Consider the following 19,535-nt stretch of genomic DNA (forward strand, 5'->3'; position numbering starts at 1 on the left):
GTTTTTCACACTTACTGCAGCTTTGCTGCGCGTTCCAGTGCATCATCAATATGGGCACAGACATTTTCTCTGCCCACCTTATCTAAGAAGCCGCTCTTCTCCATGACATGCATGGGCTGTTCCCCTACATGGGACAGAATGATCTGGATGTTTTTCTTCTTACAGTCTGCATATAACTGCTCCAGATTATGCATGGCCGTGGCGTCGATGGCGCTCACGCTGCGCATACGCAGTACCAGGCAGTTCATCTTCTCATCTAATGTGATCTTCAGGATCTTGTCCGCTGCACCGAAGAATAAGGGACCGCTCACTTCATATACCATGGTATTGTGAGGTACGACTCTTAAGGACACGCTGTCCGCATCATCCTCATCATCCACATATTTCCAGCCTTCCACTTCCGTCACATCACTCATACGCTTCATGAACAGAATGGCCGCCAGTAAAATACCTACCTCTATCGCTACTACCAGATCAAATACGACAGTCAGTACAAATGTGGTCACCAGAACGATAATGTCACTCTTGGGTGCGGTCTTGCACAGACCTATGAATTTACGCCAGTCGCACATATTGTAAGCCACCATGAACAGAATGGCTGCAATAGTGGGCATGGGAATCAGTGCCGCATAAGGCATCAGTACTACCAGGATCAACAAAAGTGTCACGGAATGCACCATACCGGCAATGGGGGTACGTCCGCCGTTTTTCACATTGGCAGCAGTTCTCGCAATGGCTCCGGTGGCGGGGATCCCACCGAACAATGCGGAAGTAATGTTGCCGGCGCCCTGGGCGATCAGTTCCATATTGGAACGATGTCTGCTGTTCACCATACTGTCCGCTACCACGCAGGAAAGCAATGACTCAATGGCAGCCAGAATCGCGATGGTAAAAGCATCCGGCAGGACGTTCTGTACCGTCTTCAGGCTGAAGGCGGGCAGAGAAATTGACGGAAGCTTATTGGAAATCTCATACAGATCTCCGATCGTATTTACATTCATGTTAAGTAGTGCAACCATGGCACTTCCCACCAGTACTGCGATCAGAGAAGGGGGAATCTTCTTGCAAAAGCCCGGCAGATACTGCCACAGGATCAGGATCAGGAGACTGATCACACCTACAAGCAGTGCCTGCACATTTGTGGTGGAGATGAACTGAAATACTGCTTTCAGTTTATCCATGGTCTCGATCAGCGGCTCTTCGCTGACAATGGTCAGTCCCAGGAAGTCCTTGATCTGTCCGATAAAGATCGTCACAGCAATACCGGAAGTAAAACCGGTGGTGATCGTATAGGGGATAAACTTGATCAGATTGCCAAGTCGTAAAAATCCCATCAGGATCAGGATCACACCCGCTAACAATGTCGCGATGATCAGACCGTCCATGCCGTTCTTCGCTACAATTCCTGCAACAATGGTGGCAAATGCCGCAGTAGGACCTGCGATCTGTACGCGGCTGCCCCCTAAGAAAGAGATCACAAAGCCTGCGGTGATTGCTGTATAGATACCCTTTTCCGGTGTTACTCCGGAAGCCAGTGCCAGTGCAATGGATAAGGGCAGAGCAATGATCGCCACAATGATACCTGCGATCACATCTTTTACAAACTGTTCTTTCGTGTAGCTTTTCATCACTGAGAAAAGCTTCGGTTTCAATTTTTCCATAACATTCTCCTCAATATAATCTCCTCAGTAAAAAGACCCGTGTGAAATTATAAAATTTTTATAAAATCACACGGGTCTTATCATAGCTCTATTTTTTAAGCTTTGCAAGACTTTTTATTATTTTAAACCTATTCTACAATACGGTTTTTACCGTTATTTTTGGCAGTATATAATTTCCGGTCCACAGAAGTAAACAATAGATCCAGCTGTTTATCAGCCTCATAACGTTCCATTCCACCGCTGATGGTAATATCCATCTGTCTGGTATTCTGGGAATATCTCCTTAAGCCTTCCTGGATATTCCGGAATGAATGTAACACTTGTTCCCGATCATCCTGTTCAAACACCAGCATAAACTCCTCGCCGCCGAACCGGGCTGCGATTCCTTTTCCCATCATTTCTTCCAGCATCAGTCTGCCGGCTTCCCGCAGTACATCATCCCCATATACATGCCCATAGGTATCATTGACTGCCTTGAAATCATCTACATCCATCAATACGATCCAGAAGCTCTTCTCCGGCTTGCATATCCATTCATTCACCTGATTTACAAGATAGCGCCGATTATACAGCCTGGTCAGAGGATCATGGTTCGCTGCAAAGTTCAGATCCTCACTCAGACTCAGCAATTGCTTTCGTTGTTCCTCGTAACTTCTGAGCAATTCAAATATCATGGCAAATACAGACACTCCCACAATAACAAAGGACCCAAGCGTAGTTCCTATTTTACCCGCTTCATCCATATTTCTCCATACGGAAGGCCGTTCAAAGCTGCTCATCATGATCACCAGATATTCCAGCAGTGTGACCGTAAAAGAAACGATCACCACATTTCTCGGGAAAAATATCGCCAGTCCAACGACCCCCAGGACCAGATATACGATAGAGGCATCCCCGTAGCAATAATACAAATAAGGAAATTCAAACCATACAAGTATTAATATGATCAGGACAGCCGGTATTTGCACATTTTTCGTAGTCCATCCGACAATACTGATGGTCACGATCATCAGCAGGCATATCCCGCAAAGTATGGTCGGCAGTTTCATACCGTGAATGCAGAAATTGCAGATTGTTCCGATCAGATTTGCAATGCACGCCGTTATCGTCAGAATCTGATACATTTTCCAGGACATGTCCTGTTCCAGTTCTATTCTCTTTTTCTCCTCTTGTTCTTCCATTTCGATTCCCTTTTACTATTTATTCGCCTGTCATATTCATGACTGAACCATATGTCCCATATAATAAAATCCATGACATTCATCCAGTGAAACATTCACAAGCTTTCCCACCAGTGATATATCACCCGGAAAATGTACCAGCGTATTATTTGACATTCTTCCGGTCACTAAGGAACTGTCATTTTCATTGATCTCTTCTACCAGCACATCGCAGATCTGTCCCTGATACCTGGATACCTGTTCTCTGGCTGTCTCCTGCACGGTCTTAAGCACCCGGTCAAACTGCTCCTTTACCAGTTCCTCCGGCACCTGTTCCATGGCTGCCGCCGGTGTTCCGGTTCGTTTGGAATAAATAAAGGTAAAAGCATTGTCATATTTTACGCGACGGATCACATCGATGGTCTCGTCTACGTCTTCCTTCGTCTCTCCTGGGAATCCTACAATAATATCCGTAGTGATCGCCATATCCGGAATCTCCTTACGGATCTTCTCCGCCAGCTCCAGATACTGTTCCTTGGTATAACGGCGGTTCATTGCTGTTAATATCTTCGTGGAACCGGATTGCAAAGGAAGATGGAGATGTCTGCAGATCTTCTTGGAATGCTTCATCACCTCGATCAGCTCATCCGACAGATCTTTGGGGTGGGAGGTCATGAAACGGATCCGCTCCAATCCTTTGATCCTTTCTACATCCTGCAAAAGCTGTGCAAAGGTAATGGGCTCTTCCAGATTTTTACCGTAAGAATTTACATTCTGTCCCAGCAGCATGATCTCTACAACGCCGTCTGCCACCAGACCCTCGATCTCCCGGATGATATCCTTCGGATTACGGCTTCGCTCTCTGCCGCGGACATAGGGGACAATACAATAGCTGCAGAAATTATTGCAGCCGAACATAATATTGATACCTGATTTGAAAGAATACTTTCTCTCCACCGGCAGATCTTCCACGATCTTGTCCGTATCCTTCCAGATATCAATGACCATTCCCTCATTTTCAAACAGGGAGCATAACAGCTCTGCGAATTTGAAAATATTATGAGTTCCGAAGATCAGATCCACGAAGCGGTAACTGTTTTTAATCTTCTCGATCACGGTGGGTTCCTGCATCATACAGCCGCACAGTGCGATCTTCATATGAGGATTTTTCCTTTTATAGCCGTTTAATACTCCCAGTCTTCCATAGACACGCTGGTTGGCGTTATCTCTCACCGTACAGGTATTATAGATCACAAAGTCCGCATTCTCATCTTCAATGATCTCATAGCCAACTTTTTCCAGGATTCCCACCAGTTTTTCCGAATCCCTGGCATTCATCTGACACCCGAAAGTAGTCACACAGCAGGTAGGCCTTCTGCCCAGTTCTTCTCCAAGCTTTGCCACATGACCGGAGGCTTTCTCCATAAAATAATACTGTCTGTCGGTTTCGTTCATTTGTGTTACATTTGTCATATAAAAAATATTGCCTTTCTAAATATCTGTATCTATTATCTGTCTGCGTATTTTGCTGCAATGGCGATCAATAGTCCGGTCGTTTTTTCCATGGACTGTACACAGGCATACTCATATCTGCCGTGATAATTTTCTCCGCCGGTGCACAGGTTCGGGCAGGGCAGTCCCATGAAGGACAGTCTGGCGCCGTCGGTACCGCCGCGGATGGGAGATACTTTGGGCTCGATTCCCAACTCTTCCATGGCAGCTTTCGCGTTGTCGATCAGGTGCATATGCTGCTCCATGATCTCCCGCATGTTATAGTAAGAATCTTTCATATCCACTATAGCGGTGCCTTCCCCATACTTCCGGTTCAGGAAATCCGCACAGGACAAAAACAGCTCTTTTTTCTGTTCAAACAGCTGTCTGTTATGATCACGGATAATATAGTCCGCAGTAACTTCCTCCACATTGCCGCTTATAGCATCCAGATGGAAGAAGCCCTCATAGCCTTCGGTATACATTGGATTCTGCTCTACCGGCAGCAGCTTCTGGAACTCCTGCGCGATCAGAATGGCATTTTTCATTTTGCCTTTGGCGGAACCGGGATGCACACTTCTGCCATATACATGAAGCTTTGCCCCGGCGGCATTAAAATTCTCATATTCCAGTTCGCCCAGTGCACCACCGTCTACGGTATACGCATAATCTGCACCAAACAGTTTCACATCAAAATGATCCGCTCCGGCACCGACTTCCTCATCCGGGGTGAAACCAATGCGGATCTTGCCGTGCTTTTTCTCAGGATGATTTAACAAGTCTTCCGCCATGGTCATGATCTCAGCAACACCTGCTTTGTCATCTGCGCCAAGCAGCGTCGTTCCGTCTGTCACGATCAGATCTTTTCCCACATAATTTAACAGCTCCGGGAAATCCGCTGTCTTCATAACGATGTTCTCTGCTGCATTCAGTACGATATCTTTTCCGTCATAATGCTCTACGATCCGGGGCTTCACATTGGTATCCGTCACCGCAGGCGATGTATCCATATGGGCGATAAATCCAAGTACCGGTGCATTCTCGTAGCCTGCGGATGCAGGAACGGTAGCATAGACATAGCAGTGCTCCTTATCATAAGTGATCTCTGTGGCGCCCATAGCTTCCAGCTCACTGACAAGCAGACCTGCCAGGTCATGCTGCTTCATGGTGCTGGGGGTCGTGGTGCTCTCTTCACTGGACTGGGTATCGATCTTCACATATCGCAAAAAATTCTCTATCGTCTTAGTCATAATCTCACTCCTAACATTTCTACACAAATACAACTTATCCGGGCTTGTACTTTTCTTAAATCCGTACAAACGCATTTCATTTATCATATCATGATGACCGCATCGCTTCAATATTTAATTTAATTTAAGGTGGAATTTCCCGGGTAATTGTTCAGAGCTTATATGTTCTTATTTCCCGGCAGATTCCCTTCGACAGCATCACTACCGCCAGAAGATTCGGCACCGCCATCAGACCATTACAGATATCCGAGAAATCCCATACCGCTTCCAGCGAACAGACCGCCCCAAAAAAAGCAAGCATTCCATAGCACATACGGTACCACCCTGTCCGACGACTATTTCCCGCCAGGTATTCAAAAGCTTTCTCTCCCTGATATTCCCATGCAATAATTGTAGCAAACGCAAACAATGCGATAGAGATCGTAAGCATCCATTCCCCCGCCCTGCCAAATGTGGTGGAAAATACAGCGATCATAAGCGCTGTTCCGTTCAAAAACTCCCCCTGCGCATCCCTCTGTCCCAGCATACCGCTGGATGCTATGGCAAGCCCCGTCAGAGAACAGATCACAATGGTATCGATAAAAACTCCCGTCATGCTGATATAGCCTTGCCGTACCGCATCCGGTGTATCTGCACAAGCCGCGCTGATACCGGCTGCTCCGAGTCCCGCTTCGTTGGAAAATACACCACGGGAGACACCATAGCGCATGGCCTGCCTGCCGGAACATAAGAATCCAATGCTCCCTCCTGCCATAGCTTCCGGGCTGAAAGCCCCCCACAGGATCTGCCAAATTCCTGCCGGAAGATTATGGAAATGCGTAAAGATCACCATTCCTGTTCCGAACAAATAAAATACTGCCATACAGGGCACAAGATATTCCGTGACCCTTGCTATTTTATCGATTCCTCCAAGGATCACCAGAATTGTAAAGATACCAATCACCAGTCCTGTCACTGTCCGGTCGACTCCAAAAGTCACTGCCAGTGCCTCCGCAATCGAATTCCCCTGCGTCATATTCCCCATGCCAAAGGAGGCAAGTACTGCGAATATTGCAAACAGTATCGCAAGGATCCGCCCCATGCGTCTATACGGAAATGCATTTTGAAGAACATACATGGGGCCACCCACCGGTTTCCCCTTGTGATCTCTTACACGATACCTGACACACAGCGTACTTTCCACCAGCTTGGTCGACAGCCCGATGATCCCGGACAAAAGCATCCAGAACAGTGCTCCCGGTCCTCCTAACACCATGGCAGTAGCCACGCCTACGATATTTCCCGTACCTATTGTTGCTGCCAGTTCCGTAGTCAGGGCTGAAAAAGAAGAAACCCCTTCCCCGTCTGTACCTTTCCGGCTCTTAGAATGGAATACCAGACCAAGTGCCGCCAACAGATTTCTCAAGGGAAAAAAGCGCAGACTGATCATCAGATAGCAGCCACAGCCCAATAATAAAAAAATAAGCCAGGGTCCCCATATGATCCGGTCTGCCTGCTGTAAAAAACCTATTACCTCTGCGAGCATAAGAAGTCTGTCTCCCTGACTTATTTTTCTAAACTATATTCTTTATTTTTCTGTTTTATACCGGTGATATTACTGTTATTTACTGGCTATCCGGCAGAAACCCCGGGATTTTTTCTGCGATCTCTCGAATCCCGAACAGGTATCCGACACCTTTCTCCAGTTGTCCTTCGGAAGCATTGAGCAGTGTTGCGATCAGATGCAGTTTATGCTCTCCGTATTCCAGGTCACTCGTATACTCACCGTCTTCGTTTTCCGTGGCTGTCTGCTCCTTCACTTCTGCTTCAGCTTCTATTTCTGCCTTTATTTCAGCCTCTTTATCCCACATGATCTGTGCATTGGTATCATAAGGCACCTCTCCTTCCATTTCCATATAGGTTTCGGAATAATAATCATGCAGATAGGACTGCATATAATCGGTGATAGCATAATAAGGGGCATCCGCACCGATATCATCCCATGTAACCGGTTCTGTCTCATCTTCCAGCACAACCTTCATGGCATAGAGTGTTCCGGTCTCGGAGTCCACGACACACTCTATACTGACTCCCGTAACCTCCCCTTCCTTCATTCGCATACAGATATCATAGGCCATGATCGCAACTCCATCCGACAGCTTCTCATCATACAAAATATATCTTTTGATGGAAATATTATCTGTATCCATATTTTTGTAAAAATAATTCTCCGGGATTGCTCCCATATCCTGAAAAATGTAATTCCATTCCGTATTTAAAATATATTCATCTATCAGACTATATATTTCACCATCCGTTGCAGCTTCATAATCCTGTTCAGAGATATAGTACTGTTTTCCCAAAGCAATACCGTCTGCCAGATTTTGAAGTCTGCGCACGGTGTCGGTCTCATACTCTTCCTTCCAGACGGTATAATCCGTTCCGGTATTCGATATACTGACTGACCTGGTCAGCCTGCTTTTGTCCTGCAATCGCAACATTCCTTCCGGTCCTGCGAATGCAAATACGATCATCATAAGCAGTCCGCCCATACATAGCAGGAAATGCCGCCGGTTCTTATTCTCCTGTTTTTTCATATTCCGCCTTTTGCTCCCCTGTTGCTTTTATTGTTGACAGCCTGTATTTCCCCGGGAAAATATAACCGCATTACCGTGCCTTCTCCAAGCTTGCTGTCAATCTTCAGTTCCCCCTGATGCAGGGTGATGATCTTCTGACAGAGAGCCATTCCGATGCCGGCTCCGCCCTCCTTGCGGGATCTGGACTTATCCACCATATAAAAAGCCTCCGTGATCCTCGCAATCTCTTCCTTAGGGATCCCCCTGCCGTTGTCTACGACCTTGATCTCATAGCCCTGTGTGAGCTTACTTCCTTTCATCAGGATAAATCCGCCTTCTTCCACAGCCTTTACCGCATTATCCAGCAGATTATATAACAGTGACAAAAGCAGATCCCTGTCACCCAAGATCACACCCTTTTGCAGATCGATCTTTCCGCGGATCCCTTTGCGTTCAAAGGGGATCCGCATCGTATCCCGGATATTTTCCTCCAGTTCTTTCGTCGGAAGCTTCTTGAATTCTAATTCCTGTCTGTCCATTCCCACCAGCTCCAGCAATTTGTGAGACAGGCCTTCCAGACGTTTTCCCTGACTGAAAATATAATAGGTGGCTTCGCCCCGCTCCTGCTCTGTCAGTTCATAGGAGTTCAGCATATCCGCATATCCGATGATGGAAGTCAGCGGTGTCTTGAGTTCATGGGCAAACGCCGCCGTAAAATCCTCCTTCTGTTTTGCTTCCAGCTCTTTTTCCTCCATCTGACGTACCAGTCTGTCCGTCATCCGGTTAAAGCTCCGGGACAGTTCTCCGATCTCGTCTGTGCCCTGATAGACAGCCCTCTTCTCAAAATCCCCCCCTGCAATCCTTCCCGCAGTGCGGTTTAACTGTTCTATGGGGCGGGTCAGATATTTGGACAGTAAAAAGGCTGCCAGGCCTCCGATTACCAGCAGACCTGCCAGAGCAATACCATATTGCCGCATCATATTGCTCCGTTCTTCATAAATGCCGCTCAGGTCCTTCAGAATCCCAAGATATACCGTATCTGCCGAATCCGTCGCCTGATCTGTGATGATGCTGAGCAGATAATAACATGTTCCTACCCTGCGTACACCGTAGACCTGATCTGCACCGGGATCCATGGTGCGGATCATTTCTTCCGCAAGGCTCCTGATCTCATCCTGCGGCAGTTTCAGGCTGCCCTCCAGAGTGATCGTGCCATCCGTTTCAAGGATCATACATTCCGTACCGTTCTGATCCGTCATCCGTTCTGTGGCAGAATTTCCAGCCTGTATCCCTGCAAATTCTGCTCCGTATTTTTCCATGTTCTGATACACCATATCATAAATGGTCTGAAAGAGCAGGTTCTCACGTTTTCCCTGCTCCGTCTCCCGTTCTAACATACGGTTAAAATAGGAAAACAGCATAAAGCTTCCAAACAGCATGAAGGCTGCCGTAAGGAGTGCTGTGATGGAAAAAAATAATTTATGTGTGAACTTCATTCAAACGATACCCCACTTTATATACCGCTATAATAATATTTTCCCAATGTAACTTTTTCTTCAGCCGCTGCACATGCAGATCCACCGTCCGGCTCTGTCCCATATATTCGCCACCCCATACAGTCTCGTATATGGTTTCCCTGTACAACGCCCTGTTTTTATTCCTGGCAAATAATAACAGCAGATCAAATTCCTTCGGTGTCAGATAGATTTCCTCCCCGTCCAGAGTCACTCTGTGGGATGCTGTGTCTATGGTGGCATTGCACGCCCGGATGACCGTCTCCGTCTTATGATATCTGCGCAGCACCGCCTCCACTCTGGCAAGCAGCTCTACGATCTCAAACGGCTTGGGCAGATAATCATCCGCCCCCATTCGGAGTCCTTTCACCTTATGTTCTGTAGATCCCAGCGCCGTCAGGAAGATCACCGGCAGCTCACAGGCTTTCGCATAATCCATCAGCTCATAGCCGTTGATCCCCGGAAGCATGATGTCTAACAGTGCCAGGTCAAATTTTTCCTGTTCCATAAGATCTGCCGCACTTTTCCCATCCGGCGCCCAGGTACACAGATACCCTGCCCTTGTCAGATTCATCCGGATCAGATTAGCGATCGGCTCTTCATCTTCCGCAATTAATATCCTGAACATTTCTTCTGCCCCTCATTCTATAAATTCTTATATTACTTTAACTCCTGATTGTATCCATTTTGTATCATCCAAAGCTATGCACTCTTTTCTTCTTAGTTCATACCATATAATAAATATTTTTACGGAAAGGACAGCTGATTGCTATGAAAGATTATTCTTTCGAGGAACCGTTTGAAAAATATCCTCTTGCCATGGCTTATGTTCCCTGGCAGCATTTTACCCAAATGTATGAAAATCTGGAAAAAGGCTACCGGGCGGGTACTATTTTCCCCGAACTTGACAAACCCTTTACAGGAAGGAGATGCGTCAAATGAGCAGCGAAGAAAAAAAGCTGTATGATATCGGCATCGCTGATTTCGTCCTGACAGATATGATGCTGTATCTGGACACTCACCCTTCGGATCAAAAAGCCATGGAATACTTCAACCACTATGCACGGATCAAAACACAGATGGAGCGGGAATTTGCCAGAGAATATTACCCACTGCGCAAGGATCTCGCCGAAAGTAACAGGGACTGGCGCTGGGGCAGTGCCCCTCTCCCCTGGGAAGGAGGCTGTAACTGATGTGGAACTATGAAAAAAGACTGCAATTTCCGGTAAATATCAAAGAGCCCAACGCGAAGCTGGCGCAGGTCATCATCTCCCAGTACGGCGGACCGGACGGTGAAATGGGTGCCAGCATGCGCTACCTGTCCCAGCGTTATTCCATGCCTTATAAGGAGGTAGCCGGACTGCTTACTGATATAGGGACGGAAGAACTGGGGCATTTGGAAATGGTAGCCACCATCGTCCACCAGCTGACCCGTAACCTCTCCATGGAAGAGATTGAGAAAAGCGGATTCGCCAACTATTACGTGGATCATACCATCGGTGTCTGGCCCCAGGCAGCGGGCGGTGTTCCCTTTAATGCCTGTGAGTTCCAGGTAAAGGGAGATATCATCACCGATCTGCACGAGGATATGGCTGCAGAGCAGAAAGCCCGCTCCACCTATGACAACATCTTACGCCTGATCAAGGATCCGGATATCTGCGAACCCATCAAATTCCTGCGGGCCCGCGAAGTCGTCCATTACCAGCGCTTCGGAGAAGCCCTCCGTATCACACAGGACCACCTGAATTCAAAGAACTTCTATGCCTTTAACCCCGGTTTTGACCGCTGTGAATCCTGTGACAATTAACCCTTCCACAAAAAGAGAATCCCTCACACAAAGAGGGATTCTCTGATCATGATCTTATTCCACATTAAATACCGAGAAAACTCTTAACGGTATCCTTCATTTTATCCACATCACACTGCGTATCATGAAGTATGGGTGCGGTACGGATCTCTTCGATCGCTCCGGGCACCTTTACCTTAGCAATTTTGGATAATTCATCCACCAGTTCAAAATCGCCCATTACATCATATTTCGTGTCAATCGCATCCATGACGCTTCTGGTGAATTTGAAGGGACTTGCGGTAGAAGCAATGACAGTGGTCTTATGATCCCCGGTCTCTGCCACATATTTTCCGTATACTGCGGAAGCTACTGCGGTATGGGTATCGATCACATAGCCACACTTCTCATACAGACGACGGATTTCTGCTGCCGTCTCTGCCTCACTTGCAAAGTTACCATAGAAGTCAGCCAGCTGCGCCTTCATTTCTTCGGTGATCTCGTATTTGCCATTGCCGGTCAGCGCACTCATCAGCTCACGGTTTTTATCCGCATCATTGCCTGCGATACGGTAGATCAGGCGCTCTAAGTTGCTGGAGATCAGAATATCCATGGAAGGAGATGTCGTCAGTACGAACTCTCTGTTGCGGTCATAGGTTCCGGTACGGAAGAAATCATACAGTACCTTATTGTCATTGGAAGCACAGATCAGCTTATCAATGGGAAGCCCCATATTCTTCGCATAAAATGCTGCCAGAATGTTACCGAAGTTACCGGTGGGAACTACGACATTGATCTTCTCACCCTCTGCGATCTTACCGTCTTTACATAACTGTGCATAAGCATACACATAATAGCAGATCTGAGGTACCAGACGTCCGATGTTGATAGAGTTGGCTGAGGAGAACTGGAAACCCTTCTCGTCCATCTCTTTTGCCAGTTCCTTATCGGAGAAGATCTTCTTCACACCGGTCTGGGCATCGTCAAAGTTGCCGTGAATGCCTACTACGAAGGTATTGGCACCCTTCTGGGTCACCATCTGCTTCTCCTGGATCGGGCTGACACCGTTCTTCGGGTAAAATACAATGATACGAGTGCCTTTTACATCTGCAAAGCCTGCCAGGGCTGCCTTACCGGTATCGCCGGAGGTAGCGGTCAGGATCACGATCTCGTTCTTAATATTGTTCTTGCGGGCAGAAGTGATCATCAGATGAGGTAAAATGGAAAGTGCCATATCCTTAAAAGCAATGGTGGATCCATGGAACAATTCCAGATAATACGCATTGTCTGCCTTCACAAGCGGAGCAATTTTTTCTGTATCAAACTTGGAATCGTAAGCACTGTTAATACAATTCTTCAGTTCTTCTTCCGTAAAATCCGTCAGAAATAATTTCATGACTTCATATGCAACCTGCTGATAAGTCATTCCCGCAAGCTCCTTAAGACTCTTGTCCAGTGTGGGAATATGATCCGGTACAAACAATCCTCCGTCATCGGATAATCCCTTCAGAATCGCCTGTGATGCGGTTACCGGTGCGCCGTTGCTGCGTGTGCTACGATATATTACTTCCATTTCCTCTCCTCCGTATCAATATATATGGATCTATTGTATCCATCTTCAATTTCGTAAAAGTATAGCATACTTTAAGCACTGTTGCAAGGTGAATTGATAAAGTCCAAGCTGAACGCAACATTCTTATTCTTATTATTCTTTAAAAAACTCATGTCCGCCGTGCCGGAATAACAGTGTAAGCTTTTCATCAAACCAACGCATTCGTTTACTGTCCGCATAATCTCTGGCGGCAAAATAAAGTGCTCCTTCGGAGATATCCTCTCCATCCAGTGCTCGTCCCACTGCCCTTACGGTCTCCTCACTGATCTGTACTCTGTCATAGCTCCCATCGGACACCGGGGAAAACTGCGTGATCCCATTCTCCTGCTGGAACACGATCTCCGACACACTGTCCGGAAATTTATCGGAATTCAGACGGTTCAATATGACATTTGCCACCAAAAGTTTCCCCTCCTCATCCTCACATCCTGCTTCCGCTTCCACAATTTTCAACAGAACCTCCAGCTCCGCCATGTCCAAATGATACCTGCTGTTCCTCTGCAATTCATTGCAGTCGACTACCCGCTGTCCCGAGGATGTCCGGGAAGCAATTCCTATCATTCTGCTCTCACTGTCTGCCGCTACCGGGACTTTTATCTGCAGATTCCGCTGTATTTCTTCCATTTGTCCCAGGCACAAAAATCCTGCCAGAAATAACAAATGCGCTGTTAACAGAACAGTCAATGCCCGTTTATACATTTTCGATCCTCACATACCTACAAATGATTTTGACTCCAACTTCATTCTATGCAGCTCGTCCGAAAAATATATCTGTTGTTTTCCGGGAAAAAATGATACTATGAAATTATGAATGAACAGAAAACAGGAAAAAGCAAACTGGATAAAGGGATATTTCGTGCCGTAAAAAAGGATGGAACCGTGTATTACCGCGCCTCTCTGACCTACCGTGGGAAGCACATCAGTCTGGGTAGCTACCGGGATGCCGGACAGGCACACTCGGCCTATGAAGAAGGGATTCGTCTGTTAAATGATTCCTCTCTCTCCCTGAAATCCTACCGGGAGACCTCTTCCCTTTCCTTTGAGAAGTGGGTCTGTCTGCTCAACTTCCGGGATAATGGAATCTACCTTGGGAACCCCATCTATATGGGCCAGCAGCTTTTTTACTATTATCTCACGCCACACCATGTACTGAAATTTGATCTGGAAGATCTGTTCTATTATTCTTCACACAAAATCATGCGGCGCGGTAATCATTATTTTGTGTCCGATTATGGAATGCAGCTGACTCTTACATCCCGCTATGGCATCAAAAACTATGCCGTACCCGGTAGAGACTATTGTTTCCGCAATGGTGATCCCACAGATTTCCGCAGAGAAAATCTGCAGATTCACAATATTTATCACGGTGTCCGCAAAACAGTAACAAAAAACGGACAGCATCTCTATACTGTCCGCATTCATATTCATGGCAATTATCTGGTGGGCCGTTATGCTACCGATGTGGAAGCCGCCATTGCCTACAACAAAGCCATCGACATTCTCCGAAACAAAGGAGTGACCAATAACTTTTTATCCAACTACGTGGAAGACATTGCTCCCAGTCGCTATGCAGAGATCTATTCTTCTCTGCCCATTGCCCCCGGCATTCTGAATTATCCGGCTATTTCTCCGAATAATCAATGAAGCTGATATTCATGTTGGCATAACCGGCAATCCCGTCCACTGAGATATCGTCCGCGTATTGCCACATGGTAAACCGATACGGATAATCCGGAACATCTCCCACCTGGGATAACCATACATCATACGCAGACAGTTTTGACAGATCCACCTCCTTGATCAGCCATTCCTTGTTGCCATATAATAATGTTTTATATCCGGCCGCCGCTATCGTATCCAGAAAAGCTTTCGTGATCTTTGTCTTGTCCGCTCTGCTGACTCCTTCTATGCGGGCCGTATCGTTATCCACGAATCCCATATCAAAAGCCACCGGATAAGTAATCTTATAATCTTTAATATTGTTCAGTACGACGTTCGCTTCTTCCACCGCTTCTGCTTCGGTGATCGCCTGTGAAGTAAAATACACTCCGATCTGCAGTCCGGCATCTGTCGCTCTCTTCAGATTATCCGCGAAATACTCATCCAGAACGATCTGACCGCTGCCGTAACCTCTGGCTCCCACCCGAAGCATCACGAAATCAATGCCTGCTTTCTTTAATTTCAGGAAGTCCACATAATCCTGATATTTGGAGATATCCACCCCAACATAAGAAGTAAGCTTTCCATCCTGATAATATTTCATAAAATCCGACTGACACACCAGTTTTGTAAAATCGTATTCGTGTTTCGGCAGATAAGGGCTGATCAATACCCATTCTTCTTTCCCATCCCGATTAGTCACCAGGGTATGCTTTCCATCGGTGGAAGGATCTGTATCCGTCGTATCTTTTTTCCCATCCTGTCCGGAAGGATTCTCTGAAGGCATCGGTGTAGCCGTTGTCTCCGGATACATATCCCAAAAATCCAGATCCGAAGGAGTCAATGTGCTTCCGGTGATCAGATCCTGCGTATCCGGATACTTTGCTGTCTGCTGATTTCCTGCCTGTTGTACATTCTCCGTCTGTGCAGTTGTATTATTCTGTTGATGAGACGCCGGTTTCCTGTTAATGATCAGCACAACCGTAAGTATCACCACCACAAAAATAGTGACAGCAACGATCGCACTGACCACGGTAGGAGTCAACCCGCTTCCATGATCTTCATAATCGTCCGGAAGACGCATACTATTTCTCCTCTTTTATGCTTTTACAATACACTTTTTAGGGCATTTTTCCATGCAGGCTCCACAGCCGACACACTTTTCGGGATCAATGACCGCATGAAAATTCTCTACTTTCACAGCATCATGCTGACAATTTTTCACGCAAATTCCGCAGCCAACGCATCCTGTGGTACAGGCTTTCATAGTGACCGGTCCCTTGTCGGTAGAACTGCAGGCTACCTGCACCGTATTGGAATATGGGATCAGACTGATCAGGTGTTTCGGACATACCTCTACACATTTTCCGCAGGCCTTACACTTCTCTTTGTCTACTACGGCTACACCGTTTTTGACGTGAATGGCATCGAAAGGACATACCTGTGTGCAGGTTCCATATCCAAGGCAGCCGCTGTTACAGGATTTCGGTCCGCCTCCGGGGACAAAGCTCATCATACGGCAATCCTTGATTCCGTAATAATCATAGTCTGTCTTCGTCCGGTCGCAGTCACCCTGGCAGTGAACATACGCTACTTTTCTCTCGGAAGCCTCTGCCTCTACTCCCATGATCGCAGCGATTTTTTTGCCTACTTCCTCTCCGCCTACCGGACAGGTATTAACGGCAGCCTCTCCTTTTGCAATCGCAGCGGCAAGTCCGGAACATCCGGCGAACCCACAGCCGCCGCAGTTATTACCGGGAAGGGCGGCAAGTACCGCTTCTTCCTTCTCATCTACTTCTACTTTGAATTTTATACCGGCCACGCCAAGAAACAGTCCCACAAAGATGCCGACGATTCCGACACAAGCCGCAGCAATCAGAATTCCTGTTATACTCATCTATGTTACTCCTTCCTAGATCAGACCGGAGAATCCGCAGAAAGCAATTGCCATCAGTCCCGCTGTCAGCAGCACCATGGGCATTCCCTTGAAAGATTCCGGCACCTCATTGTATTCCATTTTTTCACGCAATCCAGCCAGGATCACGATGGCAATGGTAAAACCAAGGGCTGTGGCAAATCCGTTTACAATACCGGTCAGAATACCGTATTCCTTCTGTACATTGGTAATCGCTACACCTAAAACCGCACAGTTGGTGGTGATCAGGGGCAGATATACACCCAGTGCCTGATACAGAGAAGGCATAGCCTTTTTCAGGAACATCTCCACAAACTGTACCAGCGCCGCGATCACAAGGATAAATACAATGGTCTCCAGATACTCAATGTGCAGCGGCTGTAAGATAAATTTATAAATCACGCCCGCTACCGCACTTGCCAGCGTTATGACGAAAATAACCGCGGTTCCCATACCGCCTGCAGTCTTGATCTTACGGGATACTCCCAAAAACGGGCAGAGTCCCATGAACTGGCTTAAGACGATATTGCTGACAATGGAGGAACTGATCAGTAACAGAAGCATATCTTTCACACTATCCATTTATTTGTCCTCCTTATCCAAGTCTATTGTCTCAAGGTCATCCGTTGCAGCCTTAGGCTTTGCTGCCGCTCTAGCCGCGTCCATCACGGCATCCTCCGAAGTATCGGTATTGTCGTAAAATCTCTCTGAACAGCCGCTTTCGCCACAGTGCAGACAATCATGTCCGCAGCCGGACTGGATTTTCTCATAATCCTTGCCTGCCAGTTTTCTCTTGTTCTTCACATAATTCTGCAGAGCAGTCAATGCAGCCAGCACAAAGAACGCACCGGGAGCCAGTCCGAAGATGTTGATCGTTACATAGGAATCCGGCATGATCCGGAATCCGAAGACAGATCCTGCCGCCAGAATCTCTCTCACGGCACCGATACAGGTCAATGCCAGGGAGAAACCAAGTCCCATGCCAAGTCCGTCAAACAAAGAAGGAATCGGCGGATTGGAGTATGCATAGCTCTCCGCTCTTCCCAAAATAATACAGTTCACAACGATCAAAGGAATGTATACACCCAATGCATCATTCAGAGACGGCAGATATGCCTGTAAAAGTAACTGCACCGCCGTTACAAATGAAGCTATAATTACGATAAATGCGGGGATTCTCACACGGCTGGGAATCACTTTCCGCAACAGGGAAATGATCAGATTGCTCATCGTAAGTACCACCGCTGTCGTCAGTCCCATTCCCAGACCGTTCATTGCGGAAGTGGTTACGGCCAGTGTAGGACACATTCCCAGCATCAGCACAAAGGTAGGATTCTCCTTGATAATGCCGTTGTAAAGTCTTTCACCTGCTTTATTCATTGCCTGCACCTCCCTGTACATAATCATGAAATGCCAGAAGGCTTCCGTTCACGGCATTGGTCACGGCCCTGGTGGTGATCGTTGCACCGCTGATGGCATCAATCTCACTGTCAGAAGTGGAACCGGTCTTGGTATACGTAAAGCTCTTCACATTTTTCTGATGGAACTGCGGTACCAATACATCGCCTGCTTTCATTCCCAGTCCCGGTGTCTCGGAGATACTCAAAATAGAAATATCATTTACGGTACCGTCCAGACGGATTCCCACATACAAAACGATATTTCCGCCGTATCCCTCAGAGGATGTTGTCTGGATCACATAGCCCAGTTTCTCTCCGGAGGCATCCTGAGCTTCATATACCGTACCGATGGTAATTCCGGTATCGGAAAGATTCTGCGCCGTATCATCGGAAGGGATATACGGATCCAATTCTTCAAAATGTCCGGCATCCGTAAATACTGCCTGGCAGGCTTCCTGCACTGCTTTTTCTTCCTGCAGACGGATGGGTTCCTTGGTAAGTTCATAGACAAATCCAAGTAACAGGCCGGCGATCAGGGTGATGGCAAATAAAATGCCTGCTTCTTTTAACATTGCCTGTACATCATTTTTATTTTTCATGTTTCGCACCTGCCTTTCTTCCGAAAGCAACCGGCATGGTGAATTTTTCAATCAGAGGTACCAGAAGGTTTCCTAAAATGATAGCATAAGATACTCCTTCCGCTCCCGGTCCGAAGATACGGAAAATTCCGGTAAGAAGTCCCAGTACAACACCATATACATACTGTCCTTTGATGGTGATCGGGCGGGTAACATAATCCGTAGCCATGAAAAAGGCACCCAGGATCAGACCGCCACCGGCCAACTGTGCCGACAGATATGCGGGATCAAAACCATGTCCGCCGAAAAATCCGGCAAACAGGATCACTGTCACAATATAGGTTCCCGGAATGCGCAGATCGATCACTCCGATCAGGATCAGGAAACATGCCCCGATCAGTAACGCAATAACGGAAGTCTCACCGATGGTACCGGCTGTCTTACCTACGATCATATTCATGACATTGACACTCTCTCCTGCCTTCAGTGCCGCCAGCGGAGTGGCTCCGGTATAAGCATCACAGACGAAGTTCGTCATCTGCGAAGGAAAAGAGATCAATAAGAAACATCTTGCTGCCAGTGCCGGGTTCATAAAATTTTGTCCCAGGCCTCCAAACAACATTTTTACTACAAGAATTGCAAACACACCGCCCATGGCAGCTATCCACAGAGGAATACTTACCGGCAGATTCAGTGCCAGCAGCAGTCCGGTGACCACCGCCGACATGTCTGTTATGGTTATTTTCTTCTTCCACAGCCAGCCGAATAACAATTCTGTCAGGACTGTGCTTGCAATGGTAACAGCCATTACTGCCAGTGCTCTGGGACCGAAATTGTAGATTCCGAAACCGGCAGCAGGCAGCAGTGCGATCACCACAGCCGTCATAATACTACTGGTCGTTACTTTCGACCTTATATGAGGATTTGAAGATACTTTTAAAAGTTCACTCACTG

Annotated in this window: 20 protein-coding genes; 4 read left to right on the forward strand and 16 right to left on the reverse strand. The window is 47.0% G+C overall.

All coding sequences use genetic code 11. From position 1 onward, the window contains the following. Window positions 1-11: 11 nt before the first annotated feature. The 8 genes from H9Q77_RS08490 to H9Q77_RS08525 form a co-directional block, all read right to left on the reverse strand. Entirely contained in the window at window positions 12-1,661 is a 1,650-nt protein-coding gene (locus tag H9Q77_RS08490; protein ID WP_118691916.1) for a SulP family inorganic anion transporter, read from the reverse strand. A gap of 128 nt (window positions 1,662-1,789) precedes the next feature. Continuing rightward, a complete protein-coding gene (locus tag H9Q77_RS08495; protein ID WP_249325151.1) occupies window positions 1,790-2,842 on the reverse strand; it encodes a GGDEF domain-containing protein in 1,053 nt (350 codons plus the stop codon). A 36-nt stretch (window positions 2,843-2,878) separates the two neighbouring features. Beyond that, entirely contained in the window at window positions 2,879-4,294 is a 1,416-nt protein-coding gene (gene miaB, locus H9Q77_RS08500) for a tRNA (N6-isopentenyl adenosine(37)-C2)-methylthiotransferase MiaB (RefSeq protein ID WP_249325152.1), read from the reverse strand. Window positions 4,295-4,329: 35 nt separating this feature from the next. After that, entirely contained in the window at window positions 4,330-5,562 is a 1,233-nt protein-coding gene (gene pepT / locus H9Q77_RS08505) for a peptidase T (RefSeq protein ID WP_249325153.1), read from the reverse strand. Between the two features lie 151 nt (window positions 5,563-5,713). Beyond that, window positions 5,714-7,087: an alanine/glycine:cation symporter family protein gene (locus H9Q77_RS08510; RefSeq protein WP_249325154.1), complete on the reverse strand. Its 1,374-nt coding sequence runs from the start codon at window positions 7,085-7,087 to the stop codon at window positions 5,714-5,716. Between the two features lie 79 nt (window positions 7,088-7,166). Continuing rightward, the gene (locus H9Q77_RS08515; RefSeq protein WP_249325155.1) at window positions 7,167-8,138 is read right to left on the reverse strand and encodes a hypothetical protein; all 972 of its coding nucleotides are present in this window, start codon (window positions 8,136-8,138) and stop codon (window positions 7,167-7,169) included. Continuing rightward, window positions 8,135-9,613, reverse strand: coding sequence for a sensor histidine kinase (locus H9Q77_RS08520; RefSeq protein ID WP_249325156.1), 1,479 nt, complete (start codon window positions 9,611-9,613; stop codon window positions 8,135-8,137). Before H9Q77_RS08520 ends, H9Q77_RS08515 begins: the two co-directional genes overlap by 4 nt. Beyond that, the gene (locus H9Q77_RS08525; RefSeq protein ID WP_118550316.1) at window positions 9,597-10,259 is read right to left on the reverse strand and encodes a response regulator transcription factor; all 663 of its coding nucleotides are present in this window, start codon (window positions 10,257-10,259) and stop codon (window positions 9,597-9,599) included. Before H9Q77_RS08525 ends, H9Q77_RS08520 begins: the two co-directional genes overlap by 17 nt. Before the next feature lie 143 nt (window positions 10,260-10,402). On the opposite strand from H9Q77_RS08525, the gene H9Q77_RS08530 reads away from it, so the two are divergent. From H9Q77_RS08530 to H9Q77_RS08540, 3 genes are read left to right on the forward strand one after another with little or no spacing between them, the layout of a single operon-like run. Beyond that, window positions 10,403-10,573 carry a spore coat associated protein CotJA gene (locus tag H9Q77_RS08530; protein ID WP_118546899.1) on the forward strand — a complete coding sequence of 57 codons (171 nt, stop codon included), beginning with the start codon at window positions 10,403-10,405 and terminating at the stop codon, window positions 10,571-10,573. Beyond that, window positions 10,570-10,824, forward strand: a complete 255-nt coding sequence (locus tag H9Q77_RS08535; RefSeq protein WP_249325158.1) for a spore coat protein CotJB — start codon at window positions 10,570-10,572, stop codon at window positions 10,822-10,824. The genes H9Q77_RS08530 and H9Q77_RS08535 overlap by 4 nt, the downstream gene beginning before the upstream one ends. Next, window positions 10,824-11,438, forward strand: a complete 615-nt coding sequence (locus H9Q77_RS08540) for a manganese catalase family protein (RefSeq protein WP_118550315.1) — start codon at window positions 10,824-10,826, stop codon at window positions 11,436-11,438. Before H9Q77_RS08535 ends, H9Q77_RS08540 begins: the two co-directional genes overlap by 1 nt. A 64-nt stretch (window positions 11,439-11,502) precedes the next feature. On the opposite strand, the gene thrC is transcribed toward H9Q77_RS08540, so the two are convergent. Further along, window positions 11,503-12,990, reverse strand: coding sequence for a threonine synthase (gene thrC, locus H9Q77_RS08545; RefSeq protein WP_022153238.1), 1,488 nt, complete (start codon window positions 12,988-12,990; stop codon window positions 11,503-11,505). A gap of 132 nt (window positions 12,991-13,122) precedes the next feature. Continuing rightward, window positions 13,123-13,728 carry a cell wall hydrolase gene (locus H9Q77_RS08550; RefSeq protein WP_022153239.1) on the reverse strand — a complete coding sequence of 202 codons (606 nt, stop codon included), beginning with the start codon at window positions 13,726-13,728 and terminating at the stop codon, window positions 13,123-13,125. Between the two features lie 108 nt (window positions 13,729-13,836). Here H9Q77_RS08550 and H9Q77_RS08555 point away from each other — a divergent pair, with 108 nt between their 5' ends. Then, window positions 13,837-14,673 (forward strand): hypothetical protein, encoded by an 837-nt coding sequence (locus H9Q77_RS08555; RefSeq protein WP_249325159.1) that lies wholly within the window; start codon window positions 13,837-13,839, stop codon window positions 14,671-14,673. Here H9Q77_RS08555 and H9Q77_RS08560 read toward each other — a convergent pair. The 6 genes from H9Q77_RS08560 to H9Q77_RS08585 are packed head-to-tail and all read right to left on the reverse strand — an operon-like array spanning window position 14,651 to window position 19,533. Further along, window positions 14,651-15,772, reverse strand: a complete 1,122-nt coding sequence (locus H9Q77_RS08560; protein ID WP_148447353.1) for a glycoside hydrolase family 25 protein — start codon at window positions 15,770-15,772, stop codon at window positions 14,651-14,653. The two genes, H9Q77_RS08555 and H9Q77_RS08560, sit on opposite strands and share 23 nt — an antisense overlap. 15 nt (window positions 15,773-15,787) lie before the next feature. Further along, window positions 15,788-16,585 carry an RnfABCDGE type electron transport complex subunit B gene (locus H9Q77_RS08565; RefSeq protein WP_022153242.1) on the reverse strand — a complete coding sequence of 266 codons (798 nt, stop codon included), beginning with the start codon at window positions 16,583-16,585 and terminating at the stop codon, window positions 15,788-15,790. 15 nt (window positions 16,586-16,600) lie between these two features. Beyond that, window positions 16,601-17,185, reverse strand: coding sequence for an electron transport complex protein RnfA (locus H9Q77_RS08570; RefSeq protein WP_022153243.1), 585 nt, complete (start codon window positions 17,183-17,185; stop codon window positions 16,601-16,603). After that, complete coding sequence (gene rsxE / locus H9Q77_RS08575; protein ID WP_118550311.1) at window positions 17,186-17,983, reverse strand: electron transport complex subunit RsxE; 798 nt, start codon at window positions 17,981-17,983, stop codon at window positions 17,186-17,188. After that, window positions 17,976-18,602 carry an RnfABCDGE type electron transport complex subunit G gene (locus tag H9Q77_RS08580; protein ID WP_249325161.1) on the reverse strand — a complete coding sequence of 209 codons (627 nt, stop codon included), beginning with the start codon at window positions 18,600-18,602 and terminating at the stop codon, window positions 17,976-17,978. The genes rsxE and H9Q77_RS08580 overlap by 8 nt, the downstream gene beginning before the upstream one ends. After that, entirely contained in the window at window positions 18,592-19,533 is a 942-nt protein-coding gene (locus H9Q77_RS08585) for an RnfABCDGE type electron transport complex subunit D (protein ID WP_249325163.1), read from the reverse strand. Before H9Q77_RS08585 ends, H9Q77_RS08580 begins: the two co-directional genes overlap by 11 nt. Window positions 19,534-19,535: the final 2 nt, after the last annotated feature.

The organism is Simiaoa sunii (assembly GCF_014337175.1).
Lineage (GTDB): Bacteria > Bacillota > Clostridia > Lachnospirales > Lachnospiraceae > Acetatifactor > Acetatifactor intestinalis.